The 23,997-nt window shown below is 69.7% G+C and carries 20 protein-coding genes; 3 read left to right on the top strand and 17 right to left on the bottom strand.

What is annotated here, in order from left to right; genetic code table 11:
* Positions 1 to 17: 17 nt before the first annotated feature.
* The 3 genes from AC2DGY_RS00445 to AC2DGY_RS00435 form a co-directional block, all read right to left on the bottom strand.
* A complete protein-coding gene (locus AC2DGY_RS00445) occupies positions 18 to 869 on the bottom strand; it encodes a UbiA family prenyltransferase (protein WP_484507729.1) in 852 nt (283 codons plus the stop codon).
* 96 nt (positions 870 to 965) lie between these two features.
* Positions 966 to 3,173 (bottom strand): ATP-dependent Clp protease ATP-binding subunit, encoded by a 2,208-nt coding sequence (locus tag AC2DGY_RS00440; protein WP_484507728.1) that lies wholly within the window; start codon positions 3,171 to 3,173, stop codon positions 966 to 968.
* A 146-nt stretch (positions 3,174 to 3,319) separates the two neighbouring features.
* The gene (locus tag AC2DGY_RS00435) at positions 3,320 to 4,333 is read right to left on the bottom strand and encodes a GlxA family transcriptional regulator (protein WP_484507727.1); all 1,014 of its coding nucleotides are present in this window, start codon (positions 4,331 to 4,333) and stop codon (positions 3,320 to 3,322) included.
* 253 nt (positions 4,334 to 4,586) lie between these two features.
* Here AC2DGY_RS00435 and AC2DGY_RS00430 point away from each other — a divergent pair, with 253 nt between their 5' ends.
* Entirely contained in the window at positions 4,587 to 5,072 is a 486-nt protein-coding gene (locus AC2DGY_RS00430) for a hypothetical protein (protein WP_484507726.1), read from the top strand.
* On the opposite strand, the gene AC2DGY_RS00425 is transcribed toward AC2DGY_RS00430, so the two are convergent.
* A complete protein-coding gene (locus AC2DGY_RS00425) occupies positions 5,059 to 6,282 on the bottom strand; it encodes a glycosyltransferase (RefSeq protein ID WP_484507725.1) in 1,224 nt (407 codons plus the stop codon). The genes AC2DGY_RS00430 and AC2DGY_RS00425 overlap by 14 nt on opposite strands.
* A gap of 3 nt (positions 6,283 to 6,285) precedes the next feature.
* Positions 6,286 to 7,491, bottom strand: coding sequence for a glycosyltransferase (locus AC2DGY_RS00420; protein ID WP_484507724.1), 1,206 nt, complete (start codon positions 7,489 to 7,491; stop codon positions 6,286 to 6,288).
* A gap of 181 nt (positions 7,492 to 7,672) precedes the next feature.
* Between AC2DGY_RS00420 and AC2DGY_RS00415 the strand changes: the two genes are divergently transcribed.
* Entirely contained in the window at positions 7,673 to 8,263 is a 591-nt protein-coding gene (locus AC2DGY_RS00415; protein ID WP_484507723.1) for a hypothetical protein, read from the top strand.
* A 147-nt stretch (positions 8,264 to 8,410) separates the two neighbouring features.
* Here AC2DGY_RS00415 and AC2DGY_RS00410 read toward each other — a convergent pair whose 3' ends face one another.
* The 7 genes from AC2DGY_RS00410 to AC2DGY_RS00380 are packed head-to-tail and all read right to left on the bottom strand — an operon-like array spanning position 8,411 to position 16,535.
* On the bottom strand, positions 8,411 to 8,833 hold the full coding sequence (locus tag AC2DGY_RS00410; RefSeq protein ID WP_484507722.1) for an RbsD/FucU domain-containing protein: 423 nt from the start codon (positions 8,831 to 8,833) through the stop codon (positions 8,411 to 8,413).
* Between the two features lie 7 nt (positions 8,834 to 8,840).
* Complete coding sequence (locus AC2DGY_RS00405; protein ID WP_484507721.1) at positions 8,841 to 10,478, bottom strand: fucose isomerase; 1,638 nt, start codon at positions 10,476 to 10,478, stop codon at positions 8,841 to 8,843.
* Positions 10,475 to 11,980, bottom strand: coding sequence for an FGGY-family carbohydrate kinase (locus AC2DGY_RS00400; protein ID WP_484507720.1), 1,506 nt, complete (start codon positions 11,978 to 11,980; stop codon positions 10,475 to 10,477). The genes AC2DGY_RS00405 and AC2DGY_RS00400 overlap by 4 nt, the downstream gene beginning before the upstream one ends.
* Positions 11,981 to 12,011: 31 nt before the next feature.
* Positions 12,012 to 13,055: an ABC transporter permease gene (locus tag AC2DGY_RS00395; RefSeq protein ID WP_484507719.1), complete on the bottom strand. Its 1,044-nt coding sequence runs from the start codon at positions 13,053 to 13,055 to the stop codon at positions 12,012 to 12,014.
* Positions 13,052 to 14,620 carry a sugar ABC transporter ATP-binding protein gene (locus AC2DGY_RS00390; RefSeq protein ID WP_484507718.1) on the bottom strand — a complete coding sequence of 523 codons (1,569 nt, stop codon included), beginning with the start codon at positions 14,618 to 14,620 and terminating at the stop codon, positions 13,052 to 13,054. The genes AC2DGY_RS00395 and AC2DGY_RS00390 overlap by 4 nt, the downstream gene beginning before the upstream one ends.
* Positions 14,620 to 15,612 carry a sugar ABC transporter substrate-binding protein gene (locus AC2DGY_RS00385; RefSeq protein ID WP_484507717.1) on the bottom strand — a complete coding sequence of 331 codons (993 nt, stop codon included), beginning with the start codon at positions 15,610 to 15,612 and terminating at the stop codon, positions 14,620 to 14,622. Before AC2DGY_RS00385 ends, AC2DGY_RS00390 begins: the two co-directional genes overlap by 1 nt.
* 50 nt (positions 15,613 to 15,662) lie before the next feature.
* Complete coding sequence (locus AC2DGY_RS00380) at positions 15,663 to 16,535, bottom strand: N-acyl homoserine lactonase family protein (protein WP_484507716.1); 873 nt, start codon at positions 16,533 to 16,535, stop codon at positions 15,663 to 15,665.
* 199 nt (positions 16,536 to 16,734) lie between these two features.
* On the opposite strand from AC2DGY_RS00380, the gene AC2DGY_RS00375 reads away from it, so the two are divergent.
* Positions 16,735 to 17,925, top strand: a complete 1,191-nt coding sequence (locus AC2DGY_RS00375) for a Fic family protein (protein WP_484507715.1) — start codon at positions 16,735 to 16,737, stop codon at positions 17,923 to 17,925.
* Positions 17,926 to 18,135: 210 nt separating this feature from the next.
* Here AC2DGY_RS00375 and xylB read toward each other — a convergent pair whose 3' ends face one another.
* From xylB to AC2DGY_RS00350, 5 genes are read right to left on the bottom strand one after another with little or no spacing between them, the layout of a single operon-like run.
* The gene (gene xylB, locus AC2DGY_RS00370) at positions 18,136 to 19,635 is read right to left on the bottom strand and encodes a xylulokinase (RefSeq protein WP_484507714.1); all 1,500 of its coding nucleotides are present in this window, start codon (positions 19,633 to 19,635) and stop codon (positions 18,136 to 18,138) included.
* 27 nt (positions 19,636 to 19,662) lie between these two features.
* Positions 19,663 to 20,289: an SIS domain-containing protein gene (locus AC2DGY_RS00365; protein WP_484507713.1), complete on the bottom strand. Its 627-nt coding sequence runs from the start codon at positions 20,287 to 20,289 to the stop codon at positions 19,663 to 19,665.
* Complete coding sequence (locus AC2DGY_RS00360; protein ID WP_484507712.1) at positions 20,270 to 21,394, bottom strand: ABC transporter permease; 1,125 nt, start codon at positions 21,392 to 21,394, stop codon at positions 20,270 to 20,272. Before AC2DGY_RS00360 ends, AC2DGY_RS00365 begins: the two co-directional genes overlap by 20 nt.
* Positions 21,395 to 21,432: 38 nt before the next feature.
* Positions 21,433 to 22,419, bottom strand: coding sequence for an ABC transporter permease (locus AC2DGY_RS00355; protein ID WP_484507711.1), 987 nt, complete (start codon positions 22,417 to 22,419; stop codon positions 21,433 to 21,435).
* Positions 22,416 to 23,990 (bottom strand): sugar ABC transporter ATP-binding protein, encoded by a 1,575-nt coding sequence (locus AC2DGY_RS00350; protein WP_484507710.1) that lies wholly within the window; start codon positions 23,988 to 23,990, stop codon positions 22,416 to 22,418. The genes AC2DGY_RS00355 and AC2DGY_RS00350 overlap by 4 nt, the downstream gene beginning before the upstream one ends.
* Positions 23,991 to 23,997: the final 7 nt, after the last annotated feature.

Genomic DNA, 23,997 nt, shown 5'->3' with positions numbered 1-23,997 from the left:
TGGGCGCGGAGCCGGTGCTAGGCGGTGAGCGCGGAGCCGGTGGCCACGAGCTGGGCGGCCAGGAGGAGGGCGGCGAGCATCACGAGACGGAAGACGGTGCGGTCCGGCGGCCGGACGACCACGCGCACGAGTGTCGCCACCGCGACCCCCACGGCCGCGGCGAAGAACCCCCACCCGATCGCCGGCACGTCGGCCGGGTCGCCCCCGGATGACCCGAGGAGCACCGCCACGGCGCCGCCCACCACGCCGGCGGCGGCCAGGACGGCGCTCCACCGCGCACCCAGGCGGTGCGGCAGCCCCCGGATGCCGGTGGCGCGGTCATCGTCGAGGTCGGGCAGCACGTTCGTCAGATGCACCGCCCCTCCCAGCACCGCGCCGGCGATGGTGGCCCACACGGGCGCGACACCGCCCTCGGGGAGCGAGAGCGTCGCGAGCGAGGGGAACAGCCCGAAGCTCACGAGGAAGGGCAGGAGGGAGAACGCGGTCGCCTTCGCCCCCGCGTTGTACGCCCAGCCCGAGGCCAGGAGGACGGCGTGGGCGGCCAGCATCCCGGCGCCCAGCGGCACGGCCAGTGCCAGCGCGACGACGACCGCGCCGACCGCGACCGCGAGCGCACCCGTCGCCGAGACGACGCCGGCCGCGACCGGTTTGTCGGTGCGGCCCACGGCCTGGTCGCGGCCGGCGTCGATCGCGTCGTTGGAGAGTCCGATCGACACCTGCCCGCTGAACACCGAGACGGCCAGCAGCAGCAGCCGCCAGGGCTCCAGCCCGGCAGCGATGCCGAGGGCGAGCGACAGCGCCGTGACGACGAGCGTGGGGCCCGGATGCGTCGACCCCCACAGAGCCCGGATCACTCTCATGCGCCGCATCCCCCGACGCTACCCTGCGCGAGAAACGACGTTCCGGACGAGAAGTGACGCGGCGCGTGCTTTCTCGTCCGGAACGTTGTTTCTCGGCGCGTTGGGTCAGTCGTCCAGGACGGCCTCGATCACCTCGTCGTCGTCGGACATCTCCGGGGTGGGCGCGGCAGGACCGTCGCTGGTGAGCACGAGGCTCGAGCCGTCGGCGGCGACATCCACGCGCACCACGTCGCCGTCGTGCACACGGCCGCCGAGGATCGCCATCGCGAGGCGGTCCTGGATCTCCGACTGGATGAGGCGACGCAGGGGCCGCGCCCCGAACGCCGGGTCGTACCCCCGCTCGGCGAGCCACGCGCGGGCATCCGGGGTCACCGCGAGGGTGAGCCGGCGCTCGCGCAGGCGGCGCTGCAGGGCGTCCACGGCCAGCTCGACGATCTGCGCGAGGTCGTCTTCGCTGAGCACCTGGAAGATCACGATGTCGTCGAGCCGGTTGATGAACTCCGGCTTGAACGCCTGCCGCACCAGCGCCTGCACCTGCTCGCGCTTCTGCTCGATCGACAGGGTCGGATCGATGAGGATCGGCGAGCCCAGGTTCGAGGTGAGGATGAGAATGACGTTCGTGAAGTCGACCGTGCGACCCTGACCGTCGGTGAGGCGGCCGTCATCCATGACCTGCAGGAGGACGTCGAACACCTCCGGATGCGCCTTCTCGACCTCGTCCAGCAGCACGACGCTGTACGGACGCCGGCGCACGGCCTCGGTGAGCTGTCCGCCCTGCTCGTACCCGATGTACCCCGGAGGGGCACCGACCAGGCGCGACACCGAGTGCTTCTCGCCGTACTCCGACATGTCGATGCGCACCATCGCGTGCTCGTCGTCGAAGAGGAAGTCGGCGAGGGACTTCGCCAGCTCGGTCTTGCCGACACCGGTGGGGCCGAGGAAGAGGAACGAGCCCACGGGCCGGCCCGGATCGCTGATGCCCGCGCGTGAGCGGCGGATGGCGTCGGAGACCGACTTCACGGCCTCCTTCTGGCCGATCAGCCGCTTGCCGAGCTCGGACTCGAGGTGCAGCAGCTTCTCGGTCTCGCCCTGCAGGAGCTTGCCGACCGGGATGCCGGTCCAGGCCGCGATCACCGCGGCGATGTCTTCGTCGGTCACCTGGTCGTTGACCATCCGGTCGCCGCTGGTCTCTTCGCGTTCGGCGGTCATGAGTTCGCGTTCGAGGGCCGGGATCTCGGCGTACAGCAGGCGCGACGCCTTCTCGAGGTTGCCCTCGCGCTGTGCGCGCTCAGCCTCCACGCGTGCGGCGTCGAGCCGGGTCTTCAGGTCGCCGACGCGGTTCAGCGACGCCCGCTCCCGCTCCCACCGCGCCTGCAGCTCGTTCAGCCGCGTCTGCTCGGTGACCAGGGTCTCGCGCAGGGTGGCGAGGCGCTCCTTGGATGCGTCGTCCTTCTCCTTCTTCAGAGCGAGCTCCTCGAGCTTCAGGCGGTCGACGTGGCGGCGCAGCTCATCGATCTCCAGCGGGGCGGAGTCGATCTCCATCCGCAGGCGCGATGCGGCCTCGTCGATGAGGTCGATGGCCTTGTCGGGCAGTTGGCGCGACGGGATGTAGCGGTTGGACAGGGCCGCGGCGGCCACCAGCGCCGCGTCGGCGATGGCGACCTTGTGGTGTGCCTCGTAGCGCTCCTTCAGGCCGCGGAGGATCGCGACGGTGTCCTCCACCGTGGGCTCGCCGACGTACACCTGCTGGAATCGGCGCTCCAGCGCGGCATCCTTCTCGATGAACTCGCGGTACTCGTTGAGGGTGGTCGCACCGATCATGCGGAGCTCGCCGCGGGCGAGCATGGGCTTGAGCATGTTGGATGCGGCGACCGAGCCCTCGCCACCGCCGGCGCCCATGAGGACGTGCAGCTCGTCGATGAACGTGATGACGCGCCCGTCGGATTCGGTGATCTCCTTCAGCACGCTCTTGAGCCGCTCCTCGAACTGGCCGCGGTACATCGCGCCGGCCACGAGCGCGGAGATGTCGAGGGAGACCAGCTCCTTGTCCTTGAGGCTCTCGGCGACGTCGCCGGCGACGATGCGCTGCGCGAGGCCCTCCACGACCGCGGTCTTGCCGACGCCGGGTTCGCCGATGAGGACGGGGTTGTTCTTGGTGCGGCGGGTCAGCACCTGGCTGACGCGCCGGATCTCGGAGTCCCGTCCGATGACCGGGTCGAGCTTGCCCTGGCGGGCGCGGTCGGTGAGGTTGATCCCGAACTGCTCGAGGGCGCTCTGCGCCTCCTCCTGTCCGGGCTGCTGCGTGGCGTTCATGTGTCTCCTGAAACTTGTGGTGCTCATAAACTTGAGCGTTATTGACTCAAGTTTATCACCCGGGTCGGACCTCCGCCAGCCCGGCCGCACCGCGCCGCGTTCGGGGCGGCCCCGCCCGGCCCCGCCCGGAGAGACGAGACGAGCGGTCAAGCGACCGTCACGAGCTCGGCGTCGCGGGCATCGGCGGCGGATGCGGCGGGCCCCGCCGCCGGGAGGCAGCTGAACCGCCCACGGTAGGCGGTCGGCGTTACGCCCAGGGTGCGGGAGAAGTTCTGCCGCAGGACGGCGGCGGAACCGAAGCCGCTCTCATCCGCGACCCGATCGAGGCCGAGATCGGTGGTCTCGAGAAGCCGCTGGGCCTGGATGATGCGCTGGCGCGCGAGCCACGCGGCCGGGGTCGCACCGAACTCGGCCTTGAAGCGGCGCGCGAAGGTGCGCGGAGACATGTGCGCCTGGGCCGCGAGCTGCTCGACGGAGAGGTCGGCGCGCAGGTGCTCCAGCATCCAATCCGTCACCGGAGCCAACGACAGCGAGGCGGCGACCGGCATCGGCCGGTCGATGAACTGCGCCTGACCGCCGTCGCGCTGCGGGGGGACGACCATGCGACGGGCGATCTTGTTGGTCAGCTCGGCGCCGATCTCCAGGCGCAGGAGGTGCAGGCACGCGTCGAGCCCGGCGGCCGTTCCCGCGCTGGTGATGATGCGCCCGTCCTGCACGTACAGCACGTCGGGGTCGACCTCGATGTCGGGATACATCGCCGCCATGGTCTCCGCGTACATCCAGTGCGTGGTCGCCCGGCGACCGGCCAGCACCCCGGCGGCAGCGAGGATGAACGAGCCGCTGCAGACGCTCAGCAGCCACGCGCCGCGATCAGCCGCCTGGCGGACCACGTCGAGCACCCGCTCGTCGCTGTGCGCCCAGTATTCGCGAGGGATCGGGGAGACCACCACGAGGTCGGCCTCGTACGCGAACGACAGGTCGTTCTCGACGTTGATCGAGAAGCCGAGCTTGGACTTCACCGGGCCGACCACCGGCGTCACGACGCGGAAGTCGAAGGCGGGCACCCCGTCGTCCGAGCGGTCGAGCCCGAACGCTTCGCACGCGACACCGAACTCGAAGGGGGCGAATCCGTCCTGGACGATCACCGCGACGGTCTTCATGGCGCTCCCGAGTGCTTGGCAGAAATCCTCTGAGGTATGGCCATCCTGCCCGTGGTGGCAGGATAAGCGCAACCATAGCCTTTCTGCCATATTTCTCCTCATCGTTGTCACCGCTCTCGCCACCACAGCGATCGTCGCAACGATCGTCACCGTCTCCCACGACGGATACCGGGCTGCCCCCACCGATCCATCGCGAGCGTGACACCGCCGGTCGGGGCTTCGTAGAATCGGGGCTCCCGAGGAACGAGGAACCGTGACCACTCCCCCCGCTTCACCGCCGCCCCCCGGTCCGGTACCCCAGCACCCCGCCCCCGGATATGCCGGTCCTCCCGCGCCGCCTCCCGGCGCCCGCTCCCCGACCCCCGGGCAGCACCCCGCCGGCGCCCCCTACGCCTCCGCCGGACCCCCGCTGCCCGCACCGGATCGGCCGGGCAACCCGTTCGGCCTCGTCTCGATCCTCGCGGGCGGCTTCCTGATCCTCTCCACCATCGTGCAGGTGGCCGTGCAGGCGGCGGCGATCGGCCGCGAGGACTACCAGGCGCTCGAGATCGCGAGCGGCGTGAGCACGCTGATCGACGGCCTGATCGCCCTGGTCGCGATCGTCTTCGGCATCCTCGGGCTGGCCCAGCGGGGCCGCCCCCACGCTCTCGCCGGTATCGGCGCCGGCATCGGCGTCGCCACCCTCGTGTCGGCGATCGTGTGGGGCGTCATCTACCCCGCGGTGCTCAGCCTGATGTGACCGCCGCCGACCGCCGCCTCGCGACCCGCTCGTAGATCTCCACCATCGCCGCCGTCCGCGACGACTGGCGGAACAGCTCCGCGATACGCGGATCGGGCACCTCCGGCCTTCCCTCGACGATGTCACGGGACGCGCGGCGCAGCACGGCGGCGAGCGCCGCGGTCGATGCATCCGGCACCGACCAGATGCCCGATCCCAGCTCGCCCGCGATGTCGGGGTCGCACACGATGGCGGGAGTTCCCAGCGATGCAGCTTCGAACACGGTCATGCCCTGCGTCTCGAATCCGACGGAGGACTGCACCACCGCATCCGCTGCGGCGATCCGCTTCAGGGTGTCGGGGTACGACAGGCGCCCGGGAAAGGCGACGGATGCTGCCGGGCGGCGTCGGCGCACGAGCCGGCGGGCCGCGCGGGCCTGGCCGCCGCCACCGATGACCTCCACGTCGGCGACGATTCCCGACACGGCGAGCGCGTCGAGGAACGGCAGGAGGCGCTTCTCGGCGCTCATCCGCCCGACCCACACCAGCCGCGGGGGTCCTGGGATCCGTTCGGCGGGAGGGGTGGCGAGAGCGGCGTCGAGCACGTCATCGTCGATGCCGTTCCACACCACGTCGACGGACGGGTACACGTCGTGCGCCTCGAGCCTGCGGGCGAAATGCGCCGAGGGAGCCGTCACCGCATCCGAGGACGCTGCGAGGAGCCGCAGGTACGCCCACCCGTCCCGTCCGAAGCCGGTCGCGTGGGAGTTCACGCGCAGCATCCGCCGTGCCCAGCCGTTGAGCACCCGCAGCACCAGGGCGGGGGCCGGCGCGACCGCCGCGACGCCGACGTCGACGCGGTTGTGCATGGTGTGCACCACGGGGAGGGCGTGCCGGCGGGCGAAGCGGTGCCCGATCAGCGCGCCCCAGAAATCCGCCTGGACGTGCACCACATCCACGGGCGGCCGGGCCGCCAGCGCCGCATCCACGACCTGATCCGTCCGCGGGCCGGGCAGGCTCATCGAGTACTCCCTGTCCACCGTGACGGGCACCGAGGGGAGGTCGACGTAGGCGGGGTCGTGGTCGGAACCCGGCCGGCGCGCGTGCATCCGCGGGGCGACGATGGTCACGGTGTGGCCGGCGCGCTCCAGGTACCGGCGCTGCAGCCGCATCGACACCTGCGCGCCGCCGGATGACTCGACGTGCTGGTCGCCGAACATCACGACGTGCACGGGCTACTCCGGCAGTGGAGTGCCGCGGTACAGCGCCTCGAAGGTGTCGAGGGTGCGCTCGATGTCGTGCACGATGACGCCGTCGAGAGACGCCTGCTGCATCCGCAGGTGCTCCTCCGGCGTCGCGGTGAGCACGTCGGTGAGCCGCGCCGCCATCTCCTCGACGTTTCCCGGCTCGAAGAGATAGCCGTTCTCGCCGTCGTGCACGAGGTGCGGGAGCGCCACGGCGTTGGCCGCCACCACCGGCAGCCCCGACGCCATCGCCTCCATCGTCGCGATGGACTGCAGTTCGGCGATCGACGCGATCGCGAAGACCGTGGCCCGCGTGTAAAGGGCGCGGAGATCTTCGTCGGAGGCGTGTCCGTGGAAGGTGACGCGATCGGCGATCCCGAGCTGCTCGGCGAGCTGCTCGAGGTTCTTGCGCTGGTCGCCGCCGCCGACGATGTCGAGCGTGGCGGCCAGCGACGAATCGAGGCGCGCGAACGCCTTCAGCAGGACGTCGATGCCCTTCTCCGTCGTGAGCCGGCCCACGAACAGGACCCGATTCTCCTCGCGCGGCGTGAGGTCGGCGGTGTAGTTGCGCCGGTCGATGCCGCAGCTGACCGGGATGACGCCGGTGATGTCGATCGTCTTCTCGAGGAAGTCGGCGGCGTTGCGCGTGGGCGTGGTCACCGCCCGCGTGAGGTCGAACGTGCGCTTGGCGTCGGCCCACGCCAGCTTCACCACGACGTTGTTGAGCGCGTCGGGGAGCGTCGTGAAGTCGATGATGTTCTCGGCCATCACGTGGTTGGTGGCGACGATGGGGATGCCGCGCTTGCGGGCTTCGCGCGCGAGGCCCCGTCCGATGACGATGTGCGACTGGATGTGGACGACGTCGGGTTTGACGGTGTCCAGGACCTTTCGCGCATAGTGCTTGGTGCGCCACGGCCACACGAACCGCAGCCAGTCGTGGGGAGGCCATCGCACCGACGGCAGCCGGTGCAGCGTCATCGGCTGACCCTCGATCACCTCGGTCTGCGGCCGCGCCCTGCGGTAGGCGAGGTTCGGGGCCATGACGTGCACGTCGTGGCCGCGTTCGACGAGGCCGGCCGAGAGGCGCTCGGCGAAGCGGGCGGCGCCGTTGATGTCGGGCGAGAAGGTATCGCAGCCCACCACGATGGTGAGGGGGCGCGCGGCGTCGGAAATGTCAGGCGTCGCAGGGGTGGTCACGGCCGGTGGCTGCCAATCTGTGCGGCGGGGCGGGTCGCACTGTGCGGTGCATGCGCACAGCCACTGTACCCGAGGCCGTTTCTCCAGCCCGGAAAGCCCTCGGCGGCGTTGCGCCGCGGCATCCCCGGCCGTGCCGGCGGACACTCACGCCGAAATGCCCGGCGCGGCATAGCCTGGGGGCATGCCGCGATTGCAGGCCGACGCCGATCCCGCCCTGTGGGTGCCCGTGACCGGATCCCTCGGGTTTCGGGGGCGCCGGCATCGCAAGGCGGCCATCCGGATGCTCCTGAGCCAGGCCGGACGGGCGATCGGGGCGGGCGACCGGCCGGGGAGCGGATTCCTGGCGTGGGCCATGAGCCAGGCGGCGCCTCTCCTCCTCCGCCGCGCCGACGGGCGGGTGCTCGTGTGGGTGTGGAAGGAAGACCCTGAGCTGCTCGTGGCCATGGCGCAGGTGCAGGAGGCGACCCCGCAGCTGCGGGCAGCGCGCGCCTCGATGCCCATGGAGTACGACGACACGGAAGACTTCCGCAACCCGCACCTGGGCGTGGGCGAGAAGCTGGTGATGGACCTCCCCAGCGACCCCCGCACGCCGCCCTTCGCGAGCTACACGTGGGACACCGGCACGTCCTTCGTGTCGCTCACGGCCGTGTGCTCCGATCGCGAGCGCGTCGGCACGGTGCTCGGCGCGGTCGACGCGATCGCGCGATCACTCCGGGTCGTCGAAGACCTGTCGCTCGACGAATCCGCAACCATCCTCCGCCTCGACCCCTGACTCCCCCCTCCCCCCGGGGCGCGAATGCACGGCCTCGCGCCCAGTGCACGACCTTCCAGCGCGGTTTACCCGTCCGTTCGGCGGGAAGCCGTTCACTCGTAGGGATGACCGCGGAGGGCCGCATCCGCGGGACGGCGGTGCGTCGGGCTAGCGCCCGGGATCGGCGTACGCCGGGATGACCCCCTTGCTCAGGATGGCGTTGGCGAAGGTCCGGGTCTCGGCGCAGCGCACGACGAGTTGCGCGGATGCCGCGATCTCGTAGAACTCGAAGCGGTCCACGGCGCGCGCCGCGCCCTCCGCAACGTCGGCCGCCGCGATGATCTCCTCCTGGGCGGCGTTCCACGTCTCTCCCGAGCGCATGAGCGTGACCGGATCCAGGTCGTCCAGCGTGAGGACCGTGCGGATGGCCCGCGTCACGCGGGGCACGTCGGCGGCGACCTCCACGACCGCACGGCCGAGCCGGAATGCGGGGAAGTGGGCATCCGTGATGACCACGAGGTCGGAATGGCCCATGTGGTCGAGGTGGCGAAGGAGGTCGCCGCTGAGAAGCGGATCTATGCCGAAGAGCATGCCGGCCTCAGATTCCGGCCACTCGACCGACGAGGTTCACGACGATGCCCATCCGGTCGAACATGGCGGCCTTGGCCAGAAGCGCCTTATCGGCGGTCTCCGCATCCGGTGCGTAGACGACCTGGGCGTGGTTCGCCTTGTGCCGCGCCATGAACTGGTCGCGGGAGACGTCGTGGAGGACGACGTGAGCGATCGGCCACTCGGGGTTGGTGGCGCGCTTGCGTCTCTCGGTCTCCGCGGCCGGAAGCTCGATGGCGGTACCCCGGAAGATGTCGGCCTGCAGCACCCCTTCGGCGATGAACACGCGCGAGAGGACCAGCTCCCCCGGCTTGGACACGCCGTTCACGGTCGAGCCTCCGGCAGGAAAGAACACGGGGTCCTGGCGCCAGCCCTCGGCCCGGTCCCATCCCCCGAGGTGGGAGCCCGGCACCGAGCCGGAGATCTCGTACACCCACACGAAGCGGCCGTCGTAATCCTCACCCCAGCGGACGTCGTGGAGGGTGTTATCGGGCACGAGACCCATCGCGGTCCACACCCGGTCGGTCACGAGCGCGTCGACGGCGACGCCCTCATCGGCCTCGTTGAAGTGAGGCAGAGCGCGGGCGGCGAACAGTTCCCGCTCGCCGTCACGGGAGAATACCGGCGGCCGCTCCGTGGAGTTGAGGAGGCCCTCGGCGAGGTCGGACGCCGGAACCAGGTCTTTCAGGCCCTGCTGGTACTGGATGCCCACCGCATCCAAACCGAAGTCATCCGCCATCCGCAGCGCGGCGATGTACATCTTGAGCTGCCACTGCACCTGCTCGCGGGTCAGCTCGGTGGCTTGGTCCGTTCCCAACCGGAACGTCATCCCCCGCGAGAGCAGCCAGTCGAATGCGTCGTCGGCCTCGCTGTCGGGAACGCGCAGCATCTCCGCGTACAGCGCCGACTGGGACAGCCTCTCCTTGTAGATCCCGGTGGGGTTCAGCAGCTCGTCGTCGAAGATGGCGTTGTACATGCCCATGCAGCCCTCGTCGAACACGCCGATGATCGCTTTCTCGGCGAGCAGCTGGTCGCCCAGTGCCCGCCCGAGCTCGGTCTCGGGCGAGTCCGGGAGCGGCGGAAGCGACCGCACGTGGGAGGCATCGTGGGTGATGCGACCGGTCTGCGTCCACTCTTGGATGCCTCGAACGAACCACTCGTCGGTGAAATCCACCGACCAGATGGTCGCGTAGTCCTTCCCCATCTTGGTGAGGCCGGCGTTGAGTCCCAGCAGCCCGACGAGTCCCGGCCAGTCGCCGGCGAAGTTCGCGACGGTGAGAATCGGGCCTCGGTGTGTGCGCAGTCCGGCCAGAACGTGGTGCGAGTACTGCCACACCGCCTCGGCGACGATGAGGGGGGCGTCCACGGGTATCCGCGTGAACACGTCGAGCCCCATCCGCTGACTCGAGATGAACCCGTGCCCCGTGGCCGGGTCGACCTCGTTCGCGCGCACGACAGCCCAACCGAGATCGTTGAGGACGCCGGTGACGCCGGCCTCCAGTTCGACCTGGGTCGCCCAGCCGGCGACGTTGGCGGATTCACGCAGATCGCCGCTCGCGATCAGGTACGCCGTCTGCGGCGCAGCCTGGGGGCGGATGAGGGGAGCGGGCAACGTGTAGGTGCTCACGAGGGGGATCCTTCCGTTCGCTGTCGGGCAGCGAGAGTGTGGACGACGGGTGTCGTCGCTGAGTAGAGGTCGAGGTAGTCGGCGAAGAGGCCGTCGTACAGGCCCTCCACCGCGGGGTCTGGGTGGACCGTGGACACGACGGGGTTCCACAGGTCGATGTCGGGGGGCGAGTCGGAGACCGCGGTCGCGGCGAGGAAGGCCGCCCCGAAGCTCGCGCCGACCGTCGTACGCGGAACCTCTTGGACGAGGCCGGTCACGTCGGAGACGATCTGCAGCCACAAGGCGCCTTGCGTCCCTCCGCCTACGGCGACGACCCGGCGAACGTCCGCACCGGCCGCCCGCATCGTCTCCACGTTGTGGCGCACGCCGAACGCGGTCGCCTCCAACGCCGACCGGTACAGGTCACCGCGGCCGTGGCCCAGGGTGAGACCGGCGATCACGCCGCGCGCATCCGGGTCGAGGATCGGCGTGCGCTCACCCGCGAAATACGGCAACGTGAGCAGGCCCCGCGCGCCCGGGCCGGACTCCTCTGCCTCGGCAAGGAGGACCGGATAGTCGGCGCCGGTGAGGTCCGCCAACCACCCGGTGAGCGCGCCGGAGGTGGCGAGGCCGCCGGCGAGGTTGCGTGATCCGGGGAACGCGCCCGCCGTGGTCCACATCGACGGCGTCCGGAGCGTCTGCGTGCCCGTGGCGATGAGGAACATCGTCGTGCCGTACATCAGCATCAGATCGCCGTCCCCGTGCGCGCCGACACTGACGGCCTCCGTCCAGGCATCGATGCTCCCCGCGATCACCGGTACGCCGGCGGGGAGTCCGGTGGTCTCCGATGCCGCCGCGGTCACGCGCCCGACGATGTCGCCCGCCCACGCAAGATCGGGCATCTCGATTCCGGCGGCGTACCGCTCCCACCACGGCTCGTACCAGGCGGCGCTCTCTATGTCATAGAGCGGAGTCATCTGGCTCGCCGATTGGTGGTCGAGGACGTACGCCCCCGTCAGGTGATGACTGAGCCACGACGCCGGCATGAAGAGCCGGCGTGCGCGGGCGGAGATCGCGGGCTCCTCGTCGGCGACCCACACGATCTTGGGACCCCCGGCCTGCGTGGTCAACGCCGAGCCGCCCACCGCAGTGATCCGTTCCTCACCGAGCTCGCGCGTCATCCGTTCGATCTGCGCCGTTGCGCGCGTGTCGACGCCGTACAGGATGGCCGGCCGCACGGGGCGTCCGTCGTCGCCGGTGAGCAGAACGCAGGGGCCCATACCGCTAACCCCCACGGCCCGGATGGTCGCGTGCGGGACGGCCGCCGACAGTGATCGCGCGAGGGCGACGAATTCCTCCCACCACACCTCCCCGTCCATCTCCACCCAGCCGGGGCGCGGCCGTGAGACGGCGTGCGCGATCGACTGCGACGCGAGGACGTCTCCGGAGTGGATGTCCACGAGCACACCCTTGCTGCTGGATGTGCCGACATCCACCCCGAGGACGCAGGAGACAGCGGTCATTGCCGTGGATCCTTTCGATGGCGGGGCGAGTTCAGGCGCGGGCGTATCTTCGGGCGACGGTGGACAGCGCCACGGCGAGAACGAGGATTCCGCCCTTGAAGATGAACTGCCAGAACGTCGGAGTTCCCAGCAGGGCAAGCCCGTTGAAGCCGACGCTGACCACCAGGACCCCGATGAGGGTTCCGACGATGTGGAACTCGCCGTCGCGGAGCGTGGCGGAGCCGAGGAAGACGGCGGCGAAGGAGTCCATGAGGTAGCCGTCGGCGGCGCTGACGGTGCCGCTTCCGAGGATCGAGGCGAGGAGGATGCCGGTGATGGCGGCGCAGACGCCCGCGATCACGAACGCGGTGATCTTCGACCGGTCCGTGCGGATGCCTGCCAGGCGTGCCGCCTTGGTGTTGGCCCCCACCGCCTGAATGCGCTGACCCGACGCCGTGCGGTTGAGGATGATCCACAGGAGGGCCACGACCGCTGCCATGAACCAGATCGGGTTCTGAATGCCCAGGAAACGCGCCAGCGTGATCCAGGTGAACTCGACCGGAACCTGCGTGATCGGAGACCCCGCCGTGTATCCGAACGCGAGGCCGGTCAGGATCGTCCCGACACCGAGGGTCGCGACGACGGCGTTGACCCGGGCTTTGGTCACCAGCACACCGTTCACCGCGCCGATTCCGCCGCCCACCATGAGGGTGATGAGGATGGCGAGGATCAGTGGAAGGCCCTGATTGGCGATCAGTCCCGTCACCAGTACGCCGGCAAGGCTCGCGGCGTACCCGACGCTCAGGTCGAACTCCCCCACGACGAGCACCATCGTCAGGCCGCAGGCGATGATCGCGGTCAGGGCGGACTGGTTGACGATGCTGAGCAGGTTGTTGGGGCTCAGGAACGCCCCGTTGGGCACGAGGAGGGCGAAGATGATCACCATCAGCGCCATCGCGATGAGCGTGCCGTACTTGGAGACGATCAGGAGCGCCACGTTGCCCGCGCGGCGCTTCGCGCGAAGGGGTTTCGGCGCCGGCGCCACTGGGCTGGAGCCGGTCGGCTGCGCCGCCGGGTCGGCTGTGGTCGAGGTCATGCTGCGTCCTTTCCGTTCTCCCGCTCGAAGCTGAGCGAGAGGAGGCGATCGGTCGTGATCGCCGGTCCGACGAGTTCGCCCGTGATGCGGCCTTCTGCCATCACCAGGACCCGGTCGCACAGACCCACGAGTTCTTCGTTATCTGAGGAGATGGCCAGCACCGCGGTCCCGCGCGCCGCGAGCTCACGGACGACACGGTGCACCTCCGCGCGGGCGCCCACATCCACGCCGCGGGAGGGTTCGTCCAGGATCAGTAGGCGCGGCTGATCGAGCAGCCATCGTGCGATGGCCACCTTCTGCTGGTTGCCTCCGGACAGGGAGCCCACCGGGTCACTGACGTCACGCGCCTTGACGGTGACCTCCCGGGCGATGGCCTGGGCGCGCTTGCGCCCTGCCCTCAGCCGGAGCAGCGGCCACACCCGCGACCAGCGGAGGCCGGCGAGCTTGGCCACGTTGATGTTGAAGTCGATGGAACGGTCGAGGAAGAGGCTTTCCGAGCGACGCTCCTCCGGCACGAGGCCGATTCCCGCACGCACGGCGTCGGCCGGCTCCCGGAACCGCACCTCACGGCCGTCCAGACGGATCGAGCCGGCCGTGCGTGCGGCCTCGCCGTAGATGAGACGTGCGACCTCGGTTCGTCCTGCGCCGACGAGCCCGCCCAGCCCGACGACCTCTCCCGCATGCACCGTCAGAGACACGCCCCGCACGAGACGGGCGTCACTGACGCCCGTCACCTCCAGCACGGGCGATCCGGTGGGCGCGGGCTCGTGCCCGTGCTCCGCGATCTCGATGTCGCGGCCGACGATGGCGCGCACGAGGTCGGCCTTGGAGGAGCGTTCGGCGACGGTGCGCCGGGTGACGGCGCCGTCCTTGAAGACGGTGACGTCATCGCAGAGCTCGCTGACTTCGTCCAGTCGGTGCGACACGAAGACGACCGCCGTCCCCGACGCGGCCAGCTCGCGGATGATCGCGTGCAGGCGGGTGGCTTCCTCCGCCGAGAGGGACGCCGTCGGCTCATCCATGGCGATCAGACGCGCGTCCCGCATCAGCGCCCGCCCGATGAGGACGAGCCACTGGTCGGCGGTGCTCAGGTCGTCGACGTTCGCGGAGATGCTGAAGCGCATGCCGAGGCGCTCAGCGACCCGGCGGGCCCGTTCGCGAGCGGGGCGCCAGTCGATCAGCCCCACCGTGGTGGGCGGCTTCTGACCGAGCATCATGTTCCGCAGCACGCTCCAGCCGGGGATGAGACTCATCTCCTGATGGATGAATGCCAGCCCCCGCGCGGACGCGTCATCGGGCGTCACGATGCGCACCGGCTCGCCCTCGAGAAGGATCTCCCCGGAGTCGGGCGTCTCGATGCCGGCGAGGCACTTGATCAGCGTGGACTTGCCTGCACCGTTCGCGCCGATCAATCCGTGAACGACGCCCGGGCGGATGTCGAAGCTGACGCCGGCGAGCGCCTGCACGCCTCCGAAGCTCTTGCTGATCTCCCGCACCGACAGGAGCGGGGGGAACTCCCCGTGCCGCCCGTCGGCGACACGGGGAGGTAGTACGGATGCGCTCATCAATCGAGCGCTTCCGGGTGCTCTTCGAGGAACTCGTCGATGTTCTCCGACGTCACCAGCACGCCCGGGACGTCGATCCGCTGGGGGGTGAAGTCCTCCGACTCGATCGCAGCGAGGACGGTCTCGAACATCGTGCGGCCCTCGAGGAACGCGTCCTCGTAGACCGTCGCCGTCAGTTCGCCGTCCTGAACCGCCTTGATGGCGGTGCTGGAGCCGTTGATCCCATAGGTCAGGATGTCGGTGCGCCCCTGCTGCTTGATGGAGGAGATGGCGCCGAGGGTCGGGTCCTCCCAGCATCCCCAGACCGCCAGGTTCTTGCTGCCTGCCGGGTGGGCGGCCATCCAGGCGTTGGCGTAACGTGCGCCGTCCTGGAGGAAGCCGGGGATGTTCACCTCGTTCTTGGTCACGGTGATGTCCGGCGCCGACTCCGCGAGCATCTCATCGAAGAGCACCTCGCGGTCGCGGCAGACCTGGCCGGTGCGGTAGGTCAGGGCCAGGACCTCGCCCTCGCCCTCCATCGACTCGATGAGGGCCCGGGTCGCCGGCTCGGCGAAGGGCGCTCCATCTCCCGCGGTGAGGACGACTCCGGTGCCGTCGCCGCCGCCCCACGTCGCCACCGGGACGCCGGCCTGCTCCGCTGCCGTCAGACCCGCACCCAGGGACGTCGTGGGGAACACGAGGTCGAAGATCATGCCGGCGTCTTTGTTCACGAAGTTCTGGATCGCCGTGTTGGCCTGATCGGCGTTTCCTGCCGCATCCACGACCTCGACGGTCCAGCCAGCCTCCTCCGCCGCCTCGGTGGCGCCTGCGATCACGCGGGCGTTGTTGGCATCGGTCGCACTGATGGTGACGATGCCCAGCAGGGTGCTGTCGCTTCCGTTGCCGCCGGCTTCGGGCTCGCTGCCCGATTCGCTCGGGACACTGCAGGCCGACAGGGCCATCAGGGCCGTGACGCCCAGCGCTGTAGCGAGAACCGCTCTGTTCTTGCGCATTTCTCTCCTTCTTGGTGGTGGGGATGATCTGGGCTCGGGTGCCCAGTCGTCTATGAGGGGTCCGGGTCCGTGATGCGCGAGGAGACCCCCGACGCGAGCAGAAGCTCGGCGACGCTCAGGCCGTCCTCGTACGTCCGCGACGGGTGTCGCCGGAACGTGTCGTATTCGTGCACGATCACCAGTCGGTCGGTGTCGCGGGCCGTGCGGGCCATCTCGTCGATGATCTGGAGGCCTCGCCATCCGCTGCCCCCGCCGAAGCCGATGTTCACCGGCACACCGGAACCGCCGATCCCTTCGGCGTTCTCGTAGGAGTACAGGGCGTCACCGGTGATGACCCAGCTGTCCTCGCCGTCGTCCACGACGACGTACTGCCCGCCCATGGTGTGGGTGTCCAGCGCGGTGCGGATGTGCAGGCCCGGAAAGAGGTTCTCCACGGGTCCGTCCAGGAGACGCAGCCGCCCGTCCGCGGCCATCTCCTCGAGCATCGAGACATCCTCCGGGTCGAGGGCACCGATGATCGAGGCGTAGAGGTGGGCGTTCTCCAGTGCCCATCGCGAACTCTCCAGCTCGACGCGCTGCAGGTAGAAGGTCGCGTTGGGGAAGTACCGTGCCGCGCCGGCATGGTCGTAGTGCGCGTGCGTGAGGATGACGGTGTCGATGTCCTCGGGCTTGACGCCCACCTTCGCGAGCACCGCATCGGGGGCCTGGAAGTCGACGATGTCGTTCACGTCGTTGTAGGCCTTGTTCGAGCCGCGGTTGTCGTGGCCGACGTCGACGAGGATCTTGTGACCGGCGCCTTCGACGTAGACGTACGAGTACGCGAACATGCGCGTCGAGCCGTCCCACACGCCGTAGAAGATGCACCCCATCGGCTGCTCCAGACAGTGCGAATACTCCAGCATCCACAGGGAGTACGACGTCATCGAGGCCCTCGCTCACCCGGCCGCCAGTGGCCGACCTGGCGACTCTAGGAAGCAGCGGGAGGGGGAGTCAAAGTGGAAACCGGCCGTTTTCGTCACTACCGACCACAACGCCCGGCATGAGGTCGATACCCGGCGGAGCCGATCGCAACGGCCGCCTTATTATCGGATGTGGAGGTATTCAGAACAGTAGTGTGGAGTCATGACGGGGAGCACTATGACGTGGCCAGCCGTCTCGTACGAGGAACGCACGTGGGAGCCGGCCGCGGATGTCCGCGACTCCTTCAGCCCGCATCGCGCCGTGTCCGGTCCCTACCGAGCGTCCGTGCCGCCGTCGGTCTCCTCGCTCGCGCTGCCGATCGCACCCGATACGCTCTCGCGGGCGTTCGACGCGACCGGCGACCTGATCCGGCTCGACGCCGAACTCGGCGGACGCGATGCCGCGCTCCCGGCGCTTCTGCTGCGCGCCGAGTGCACGGCCAGCTCGGCGATCGAACGCGTCACGGCGTCCGCCGGCGCTCTCATGCTCGCGGGTATCGACGAGTCCCTCGAACCGGCCGCGCGGCAGATCGCCTCCCATGTCCGGGCGGATGAGGTGGCCCTCAGCCTCGCGGGATCTCTCACCGAGGACGCGATCGTTCAGATCCAGCGGACCCTCATGGCCTCCACGCGGCCCGACCGTCGCGGGCGGTGGCGGGACCAGCAGGTATGGATCGGCGGCGGTTCGCTGGGACCTCAGCGTGCCTCCTTCGTCCCGCCCCATCAGTCCCGGGTCGCCGAGCTCATGACCGACCTCGTGGGCTTCATCCGCCGCACGGACGTACCGGCGCTCGCGCAGATCGCCATCGCCCACGCGCAGTACGAGACCATCCACCCCTTCCTGGAGGTGAACGGCCGGACGGGCCGGGCGCTGATGCAGGCGATGCTCCGCCGCGCAGACGTCACGCGCGCCGTGGTCGTCCCGCTCTCTGCCGGGCTGCTGCAGGACACCGCGGAGTACTTCGACGCCCTCACCAAGTACCGCGCGGGCCACGTCGATCCCATCGTGGACGTGTTCGCCAGCGCGGCCCATACGGCGGTCGCCTCCAGTCGCGTGCTCATGGACGACCTCGACGCGGTACGCGCATCGTGGCGGAACCGCGCGACATCACGTCAAGGCTCGGCTGCCCGCCGGTTGATGGAGTTGCTGGAACGCCAGCCCGTCATCAACTCGCGTCTGGCGGTGTCGCACCTCGGCGTCACGGCTCCGAACGCCCTCCTCGCGATCGACCGCCTGGTGGACGACGGCATCCTCACGCAGGTCGGGTCGGGGCGGCGGAACCGGACGTGGGCGGCTCGCGACGTCCTGCAGGCCATGGACGCGCTCGCCGAACGGGCACGCCGCCGACGCTGACGTAGGTGTCGCCCGCGCCCTCCCTGCCCCCCTCCCGCGGGGCGTGAATGCACGGGTTCGCGCCGAGCGCACGACCTTCCGACGCGGTTTACCCGTCCGTTCGGCGCGAAGCCGTTCACTCGCGGGTGCAGGAGACGCCGCGCGACGCTACCCTCTGGCCGGGCGCACATCCTCGAGGCGTCGAGAGAGTGTGGGCTCGCGAGGCCATGTTCACGCGGGGGGCGGTGGCTCCGAGGGCAGCTCCCGTCTCGGCTGATCGCCACCGCGCCAGTCGGCGACGGCGAGATACCGTCCCGCGACGGATACGGCGTCGGGCCGCGGGTGCGTACGGGTGAGAAGGCCGGGACTCCACGCATCCCGCACCTCTCCCACGTCCCGGCCCTCGAGCACCGCAGCTGCCTGCACCGCAGCTCCGGCAGCGACCGCCTCGGGCGCGTCCTTGGTGATCACGTCCCGGCCGGTGAGATCCGCGAGGACGCGACGGTACGCCTCTCCCCGGGCACCGCCGCCCATCAACACGATGTCACCGTCGGTGGGGACTCCCAGATCTTCGAGCAGCCTCTGGCCACGGACCAGCCCCAGCAAGACACCTTCGAAGGCGCTCAGCGCGACCTGTTCGCGGCTGGTGCTCGTCGTCAGGCCATGCAGCGTCCCCGATGCGAACGGCCGGTCGGGTGAACGCTCACCGTCGAGGTACGCCGCCAGCACCGGACGGTCGGGCGTGGGACGGGCGGCCAGGGCCAGCCGGCCGAGCCCGTCGAGATCGACTCCGAGGATCGTCGCGAAGGTGTCGGTGACCTTCGTCGCATTCAGCGTGCAGATCACGGGAAGGTAAGCGCCCGTCGCATCCGCGACACCGTTCACCCAGCCGCTGCGGTCATGGATGGGCGCGTCCGACATGGCGAACACCACGCCCGACGTCCCGAGGCTGTATCCCACGTCACCCAGGCGCATCCCCATGCCCAATGCACCGGCGTGGGTGTCACCCGCTCCCGGCCCGATGACGACGTCGGGGCGCAGGCCCAGAGCGCGGGCCGCCGCAGAGGAGGCCGTGCCGGCGGCTTCATCGGGACCGAGCACACGGGGAAGCAGCGCCTCCCATGCGATCTCTGAGGACACGAAGCGGCGGAGAAGGTCGATGTTCCAGCGGCCGGTGGTCGCGGAGTAATAACCGGTGCCCGAGGCCTCGGAACGGTCCGTCACGGCAGAACCGGTGAGCTGGAAGGTGAGGTAGTCGTGCGGCAGAAGCACGTGCGCCACGCGCGGGAGGAGATGCGGCTCATGCTCCGCGACCCACGCCAGCTTGGTGATGGTGAACGCCGCCGTCGGCACAGAGCCGACGGCACGCGCCCATTCCGCCATGCCGAGGTCTGCCACCATGGCGTCGGCCTGGGCGCTCGACTCGGTGTCATTCCATAGTTTTGCGTCGCGCAGCGGGGCGCCGGTCTCGTCGACGAGCACCAGGCCATGACATTGGCCCGCAATGCTCATGGCGTCGATCTCATCGGCCCGCACGCCTGCGGAGTCCGTCGCCGCGCGGAGCGCCTCGCCGAGCGCACTCCACCACCGCCTGGGGTCCTGTTCACTGCGGGGAGGGGTGCTCGAGGGGTGCGCAGCGCGCCCGCTACCGAGGCGTCGCCCCGTCCCGGAGTCCCTGAGCTCCACCGTGCACGACTGCGTCGAACTGTCGACGCCGGCGACGACTGCCATGGTTGTCTCCCCTGTCCTGAGGTCGGCTCACGCCAGCTTGCGCACCGTTTCGGGCTCCGTCGCGATTCGGCCGACGGCCCCGGCAGGGTGCGCCTCGAGCACCTCTTTCCAGCTGTACCCGTTGTAATGCATCAGCACGTAGGCGAACGCATCGCCCCAGGCCGCTGAGACGAGGGTGCTGCCCATGGCCACGATGCCGCCCGGGTCCGCCTCCGCCGGCGACTGCAGCAGCACGGTGACGTCGGAGAGCGCCGCGATCGGCGAGGCGGCCTGTGAGGTCAGGGCGATGATCTTGCAGCCACGCGCTCGGGCCAGGACGAGCAGATCGTTGATCTCAGCGGACTGCCCGCCCTTCGAGATCGCGATCACGAGGTCGCCCTCGCTCAGCGCGCCCGAGCTGCCGTGAAGTGCATCCATCGGGTGGAGGAACACTGCGGGGCTGCCGCACACCGACAGCAGATGGGCGAGGCGTCGCGCGACCATCCCCGACGTGCCCGAACCGACGGCGAAGATCTTGCCCTTGGTGGCCAGAGCAAGATCCACCGACGCGGCAAAACTGGCGTCCGCCTGATCCGCCACCGAACGGACGGCGTCGGCCTCGGCGTGGATCAGAGCGCGGGCGATGTCGAGCGCGTCAGCGCTGATGCTGGGCATCGGAGGAAACCTCGTTCGTTCGGTGCGGATCGGCGGGGGGATGGTCCACCCCGTCCGGAGGCGGAAGCGGGCGGCGCCTGGTCCACCGCGCGAGAGGGACTTTCCTCAGCTGGAGCGAGTTCAGGTACACGGCTCCCACCAGCAGGACGCCGAGGGCGAGCAGCTGCGCACGGGGCCCTGACGATCCGGGGAACGTGATGAGCAGTGCGGCGTTGAGCCACGTGACCAGCAGCGCCGCCACGACGGTCCCGCTGATGCGCCCGCGGCCGCCTTGGATCGCGACTCCTCCGAGCACGGCGATCGTGATCGCCGGGAGCGCGAGCCCGTTGCCGGCCGTTCCCGCATCGGGGCGGGCCGACGCGAACTGGGCGACGTTCACGATCGCCGCCAGACCGCACAGCATGCCCGACGCGAGATAGGCGGAGGCGCGGATGCGCCGGACGGGCAGAGTCGCGTAGAGCGCGGCGGTGTCGTTGGTGCCCACCGCGTACAGCGAGCGCCCCCAGGGCGAACGCGAGAGCGCGAACCAGGTCACGATGACGGCCGGGAGCAGGATGGTGAGCACGTGCATCGGCAGGTACAGCCGCGCGCCGAGATCGATGCTCGACGTGAGCGCGTTCGTTGCGGCGACGCGCTCGCCGGAGATCGGCGCCCCGCCGGTCATAAGCAGAGCGGCGGCGCCGAAGACATAGGCGGTGGCGAGCGTCGCGATCAGTGGCGGAAAGCCCAGGTAGCCCACGAGCCAGCCGTTCAGGGCGCCGAACACCGCGCCCGCGGCGACCGTCACAGCCGCAGCCGGGAGCACGTCCCACCCGAGCGGACCCACCAGACCCGCGAAGATCATGCCGGCGAGGGAGACCATCCCTCCGACCGACAGGTCGATGCCCGACCTGCCGGAGATGATCACGAATGTCTGCGCCAGTGCGAGCAGCGCGAGCGGAACCAGTGAGATCAACGAACTCAGCAGGTAGCTCACGGTGAAGGGACCCAGCAGCATGCCGTTCGCACCGAGCAGGGAGAAGGTCACCAGCATCGCGACGGTGAGGAGAACCAGCAGCATGGTGCGATCACGCGCCACCTCGGCGATCCGCTGTGGTGCGGGCACGCGCATCCGCGTGTCTGATGAACGAGCGGTTCTCGCGTTCACAGGCGGGCCCTTCTCTTCTGGCGGGCGAGGTCGACACCCACGGCGATGACGATGGAGGCGCCCACGAAGAGGTTGGACAGCTCGCTCGGCCACCCGAGGTGGGTGACGGCGCTGCCGACGCTGCCGACGAGCAGTGCACCGAGGAGGGTTCCCAGCACCGTGCCCCGTCCGCCCAGCACCGACGTGCCGCCGATGACGACAGCGGCGATCACCTGCAGCTCGAGTCCTGCTCCGATGTTCTGCTGCACCAGGCCGCCCGAGCCGAGCATGATGGCACCGGCGATCCCCACGCAGGCGCCGGTGAGGACGTAGACGCCCGCCGTGGCCCGCCGCACTTTCACTCCCGCCAGCCGTGCGGCCAGCGCGTCGCCGCCGATCGCGTAGAGGTGACGCCCGCCCGCCCAGTACCGCAGGTACACCCAGACGATCGCGACGGCGACGATCATGATCCAGAACGCGTTCGGCACGCCGAACAGCCGGGCGGTGTTGGATCCGCCGATCACCGCAAGCGTGCCTGGGACACCATCGACCTGCTGATCGCCGAAGATCTGCAGCGCCACGAAGCGGAAGATGTTGAGCGTTCCGAAGGTGACGATGATCGGATGGATCCGAGTCACCGTCACCAGGAAGGCATTGACGCTCCCCAGCGCGACGCCGACGAGCACACCTGCCACGATGGCGAGGGGAAGCGGTACGTCGAAGTCGCGCAGCATCTTGGCCAGTACGACCATGACGACCGCGATCTGGCTCCCCACCGACACGTCGATGCCGGCGGTGACCATGACAGCCGTCATGCCCACGCCGATGAGCGCGATCGGCGCGACCTGGTACAGAATCGCGCCGATGTTGTTGGCGGTCAAGAACGTGTCTGTCGCAACGGCCAGCACCGCCCACAGCAGCACGAGAACCCCGATGAGTACGAGTTCTTGTCCCTGCAGCAGAGGCAGCGCGCGGCGGCGGCGCACAGTGGCGACGGCGGTCATCCCCGAACCTCCTCGGAGTGGTGGGCGATCAGGGGCGCCTCGGCGGTGTCGTCGCCGGATGCCGCTGCCAGGATGCGCGCGGTCGACGCGCCTCGCGCGAACTCGGCCACCACGCCACCGCGACGCATGATCAGGACGCGATCGGCGAGGGTTCGCACCTCGTCCAGATCGGAGGAGATGAGGAGCACGGCAGCACCCGCCCGGGCAAGCTCGAGCACCAGGCGATGGATCTCCCCCTTCGCACCGATGTCGACCCCCTGCGAGGGCTCTTCCAGCAGCAGCACGTGGGGATCTCCGATGAGCTGGCGTGCGAGCACGACCTTCTGCTGGTTTCCGCCGGACAGCGCACCGATCGGCGTCTCCGGATGCGGCGCCTTGACCCGGAGCGAGCGCATGGCGTCGATGGCGCTCGCACGCTCCCGCGCCGTTCTCATGAACAGCCCGTGAAAGGAGAACCGGCGCAGGTGAGAGGCCGTGAGATTGAAGGTGAGCGACTTATCGAGGAAGGCGCCCTGCACCTTGCGATTTCCCGGCAGCATCGCAATGCCTGCCCTGGCCGCGTCTCGAGGCGAGGCGATACGGCGGCGGGACCCGCGCACGCGGATTTCGCCCGATCGCGCCGGCGTGACGCCGTTGAGGGCGCGCGCGAGCTCGGTGGTACCCGACCCGATCAGGCCGTACACGCCGACGATCTCGCCCTGACGCACGGACAGGTCGGCCGAGTGCAATGCCCGGCCGGCCGACAACCCCCTCACCTCCAGCCCGGGCTCTCCCCCGGTACTGCGGACACCCGCGTCGACGTCCTCGAGTTCGCGGCCCACCATCAGCTCGGCGATCATGCGCGTGGTGAGTGCCGCCATCGGACGGCTTTCGACCACAGCGCCGTCCCGCATGATCGTCACGCGATCAGCGATCTGGCCCAGTTCGTCGAGGCGGTGCGAGATGTAGATGACCCCGACGCCGGCGTCCCGCATCCGTCGCACCACACCGAAGAGGGTCTCGATGTCGTGGTCCGCGAGAATCGCCGAGGGCTCGTCCAGGATGAGGACCCGCACGCGGGTCGCGAACGCCTTGGCGATGGAGATGAGCTGCTGTTCGCCGATGCTCAGGTCGCCCACCTGACGCGGCGCCAGGGCGGTGTCGAGTCCGATCTGGTCGAGGAGAGTCGCTGCCTCATCGAACTGCTCGCCCCACCGGACGGGACCCCCCGGGCGGTGCAGTTCGCGACCGAGGAACAGGTTCTCCGCGACCGTGAGTTCGGAGAACAGGTGCGGCTCCTGGTAGACGGTCGATATGCCCGCAGCCAGCGAAGCGCTCGGACTTCCCGGGGTGAGCTGCTGGCCCCGCACGGTGATGATGCCGGTGTCGGGCTTCTCGACTCCCGAGAGCATCTTTATGAGCGTGGACTTCCCGGCACCGTTCTCGCCCACCAACGCGTGCACCTCACCGAGATCCACCGTGAAGTCGACGCCGCGGAGCGCGCGCACTCCCCCATACGCTTTGGTGAGGCCCTCCGCGCGCAGCAGGGTCGCGTCGCCCTCGGCGACGGTCGCGTCCGCATCGATTGTCATCGTGTAT

It is taken from the genome of Microbacterium sp. Z6_144 (assembly GCF_057197625.1).
Note: the sequence above shows the minus strand (reverse complement) of the source record. Positions and strands in the feature narration are given on the sequence as shown.

What these genes read in the sequence shown, in the direction of transcription:
- AC2DGY_RS00445 (WP_484507729.1), bottom strand. Translation starts at nt 869, where the DNA reads ATGCGGCGCATGAGAGTGATCCGGGCTCTGTGGGGGTCGACGCATCCG.
- AC2DGY_RS00440 (WP_484507728.1), bottom strand. Translation starts at nt 3,173, where the DNA reads ATGAACGCCACGCAGCAGCCCGGACAGGAGGAGGCGCAGAGCGCCCTC.
- AC2DGY_RS00435 (WP_484507727.1), bottom strand. Translation starts at nt 4,333, where the DNA reads ATGAAGACCGTCGCGGTGATCGTCCAGGACGGATTCGCCCCCTTCGAG.
- AC2DGY_RS00415 (WP_484507723.1), top strand. Translation starts at nt 7,673, where the DNA reads ATGCCGCGATTGCAGGCCGACGCCGATCCCGCCCTGTGGGTGCCCGTG.
- AC2DGY_RS00410 (WP_484507722.1), bottom strand. Translation starts at nt 8,833, where the DNA reads ATGCTCTTCGGCATAGATCCGCTTCTCAGCGGCGACCTCCTTCGCCAC.
- AC2DGY_RS00400 (WP_484507720.1), bottom strand. Translation starts at nt 11,980, where the DNA reads ATGACCGCTGTCTCCTGCGTCCTCGGGGTGGATGTCGGCACATCCAGC.
- AC2DGY_RS00395 (WP_484507719.1), bottom strand. Translation starts at nt 13,055, where the DNA reads ATGACCTCGACCACAGCCGACCCGGCGGCGCAGCCGACCGGCTCCAGC.
- AC2DGY_RS00390 (WP_484507718.1), bottom strand. Translation starts at nt 14,620, where the DNA reads ATGAGCGCATCCGTACTACCTCCCCGTGTCGCCGACGGGCGGCACGGG.
- AC2DGY_RS00385 (WP_484507717.1), bottom strand. Translation starts at nt 15,612, where the DNA reads ATGCGCAAGAACAGAGCGGTTCTCGCTACAGCGCTGGGCGTCACGGCC.
- AC2DGY_RS00380 (WP_484507716.1), bottom strand. Translation starts at nt 16,535, where the DNA reads ATGACGTCGTACTCCCTGTGGATGCTGGAGTATTCGCACTGTCTGGAG.
- AC2DGY_RS00375 (WP_484507715.1), top strand. Translation starts at nt 16,735, where the DNA reads ATGACGGGGAGCACTATGACGTGGCCAGCCGTCTCGTACGAGGAACGC.
- xylB (WP_484507714.1), bottom strand. Translation starts at nt 19,635, where the DNA reads ATGGCAGTCGTCGCCGGCGTCGACAGTTCGACGCAGTCGTGCACGGTG.
- AC2DGY_RS00365 (WP_484507713.1), bottom strand. Translation starts at nt 20,289, where the DNA reads ATGCCCAGCATCAGCGCTGACGCGCTCGACATCGCCCGCGCTCTGATC.
- AC2DGY_RS00355 (WP_484507711.1), bottom strand. Translation starts at nt 22,419, where the DNA reads ATGACCGCCGTCGCCACTGTGCGCCGCCGCCGCGCGCTGCCTCTGCTG.
- AC2DGY_RS00350 (WP_484507710.1), bottom strand. Translation starts at nt 23,990, where the DNA reads ATGACAATCGATGCGGACGCGACCGTCGCCGAGGGCGACGCGACCCTG.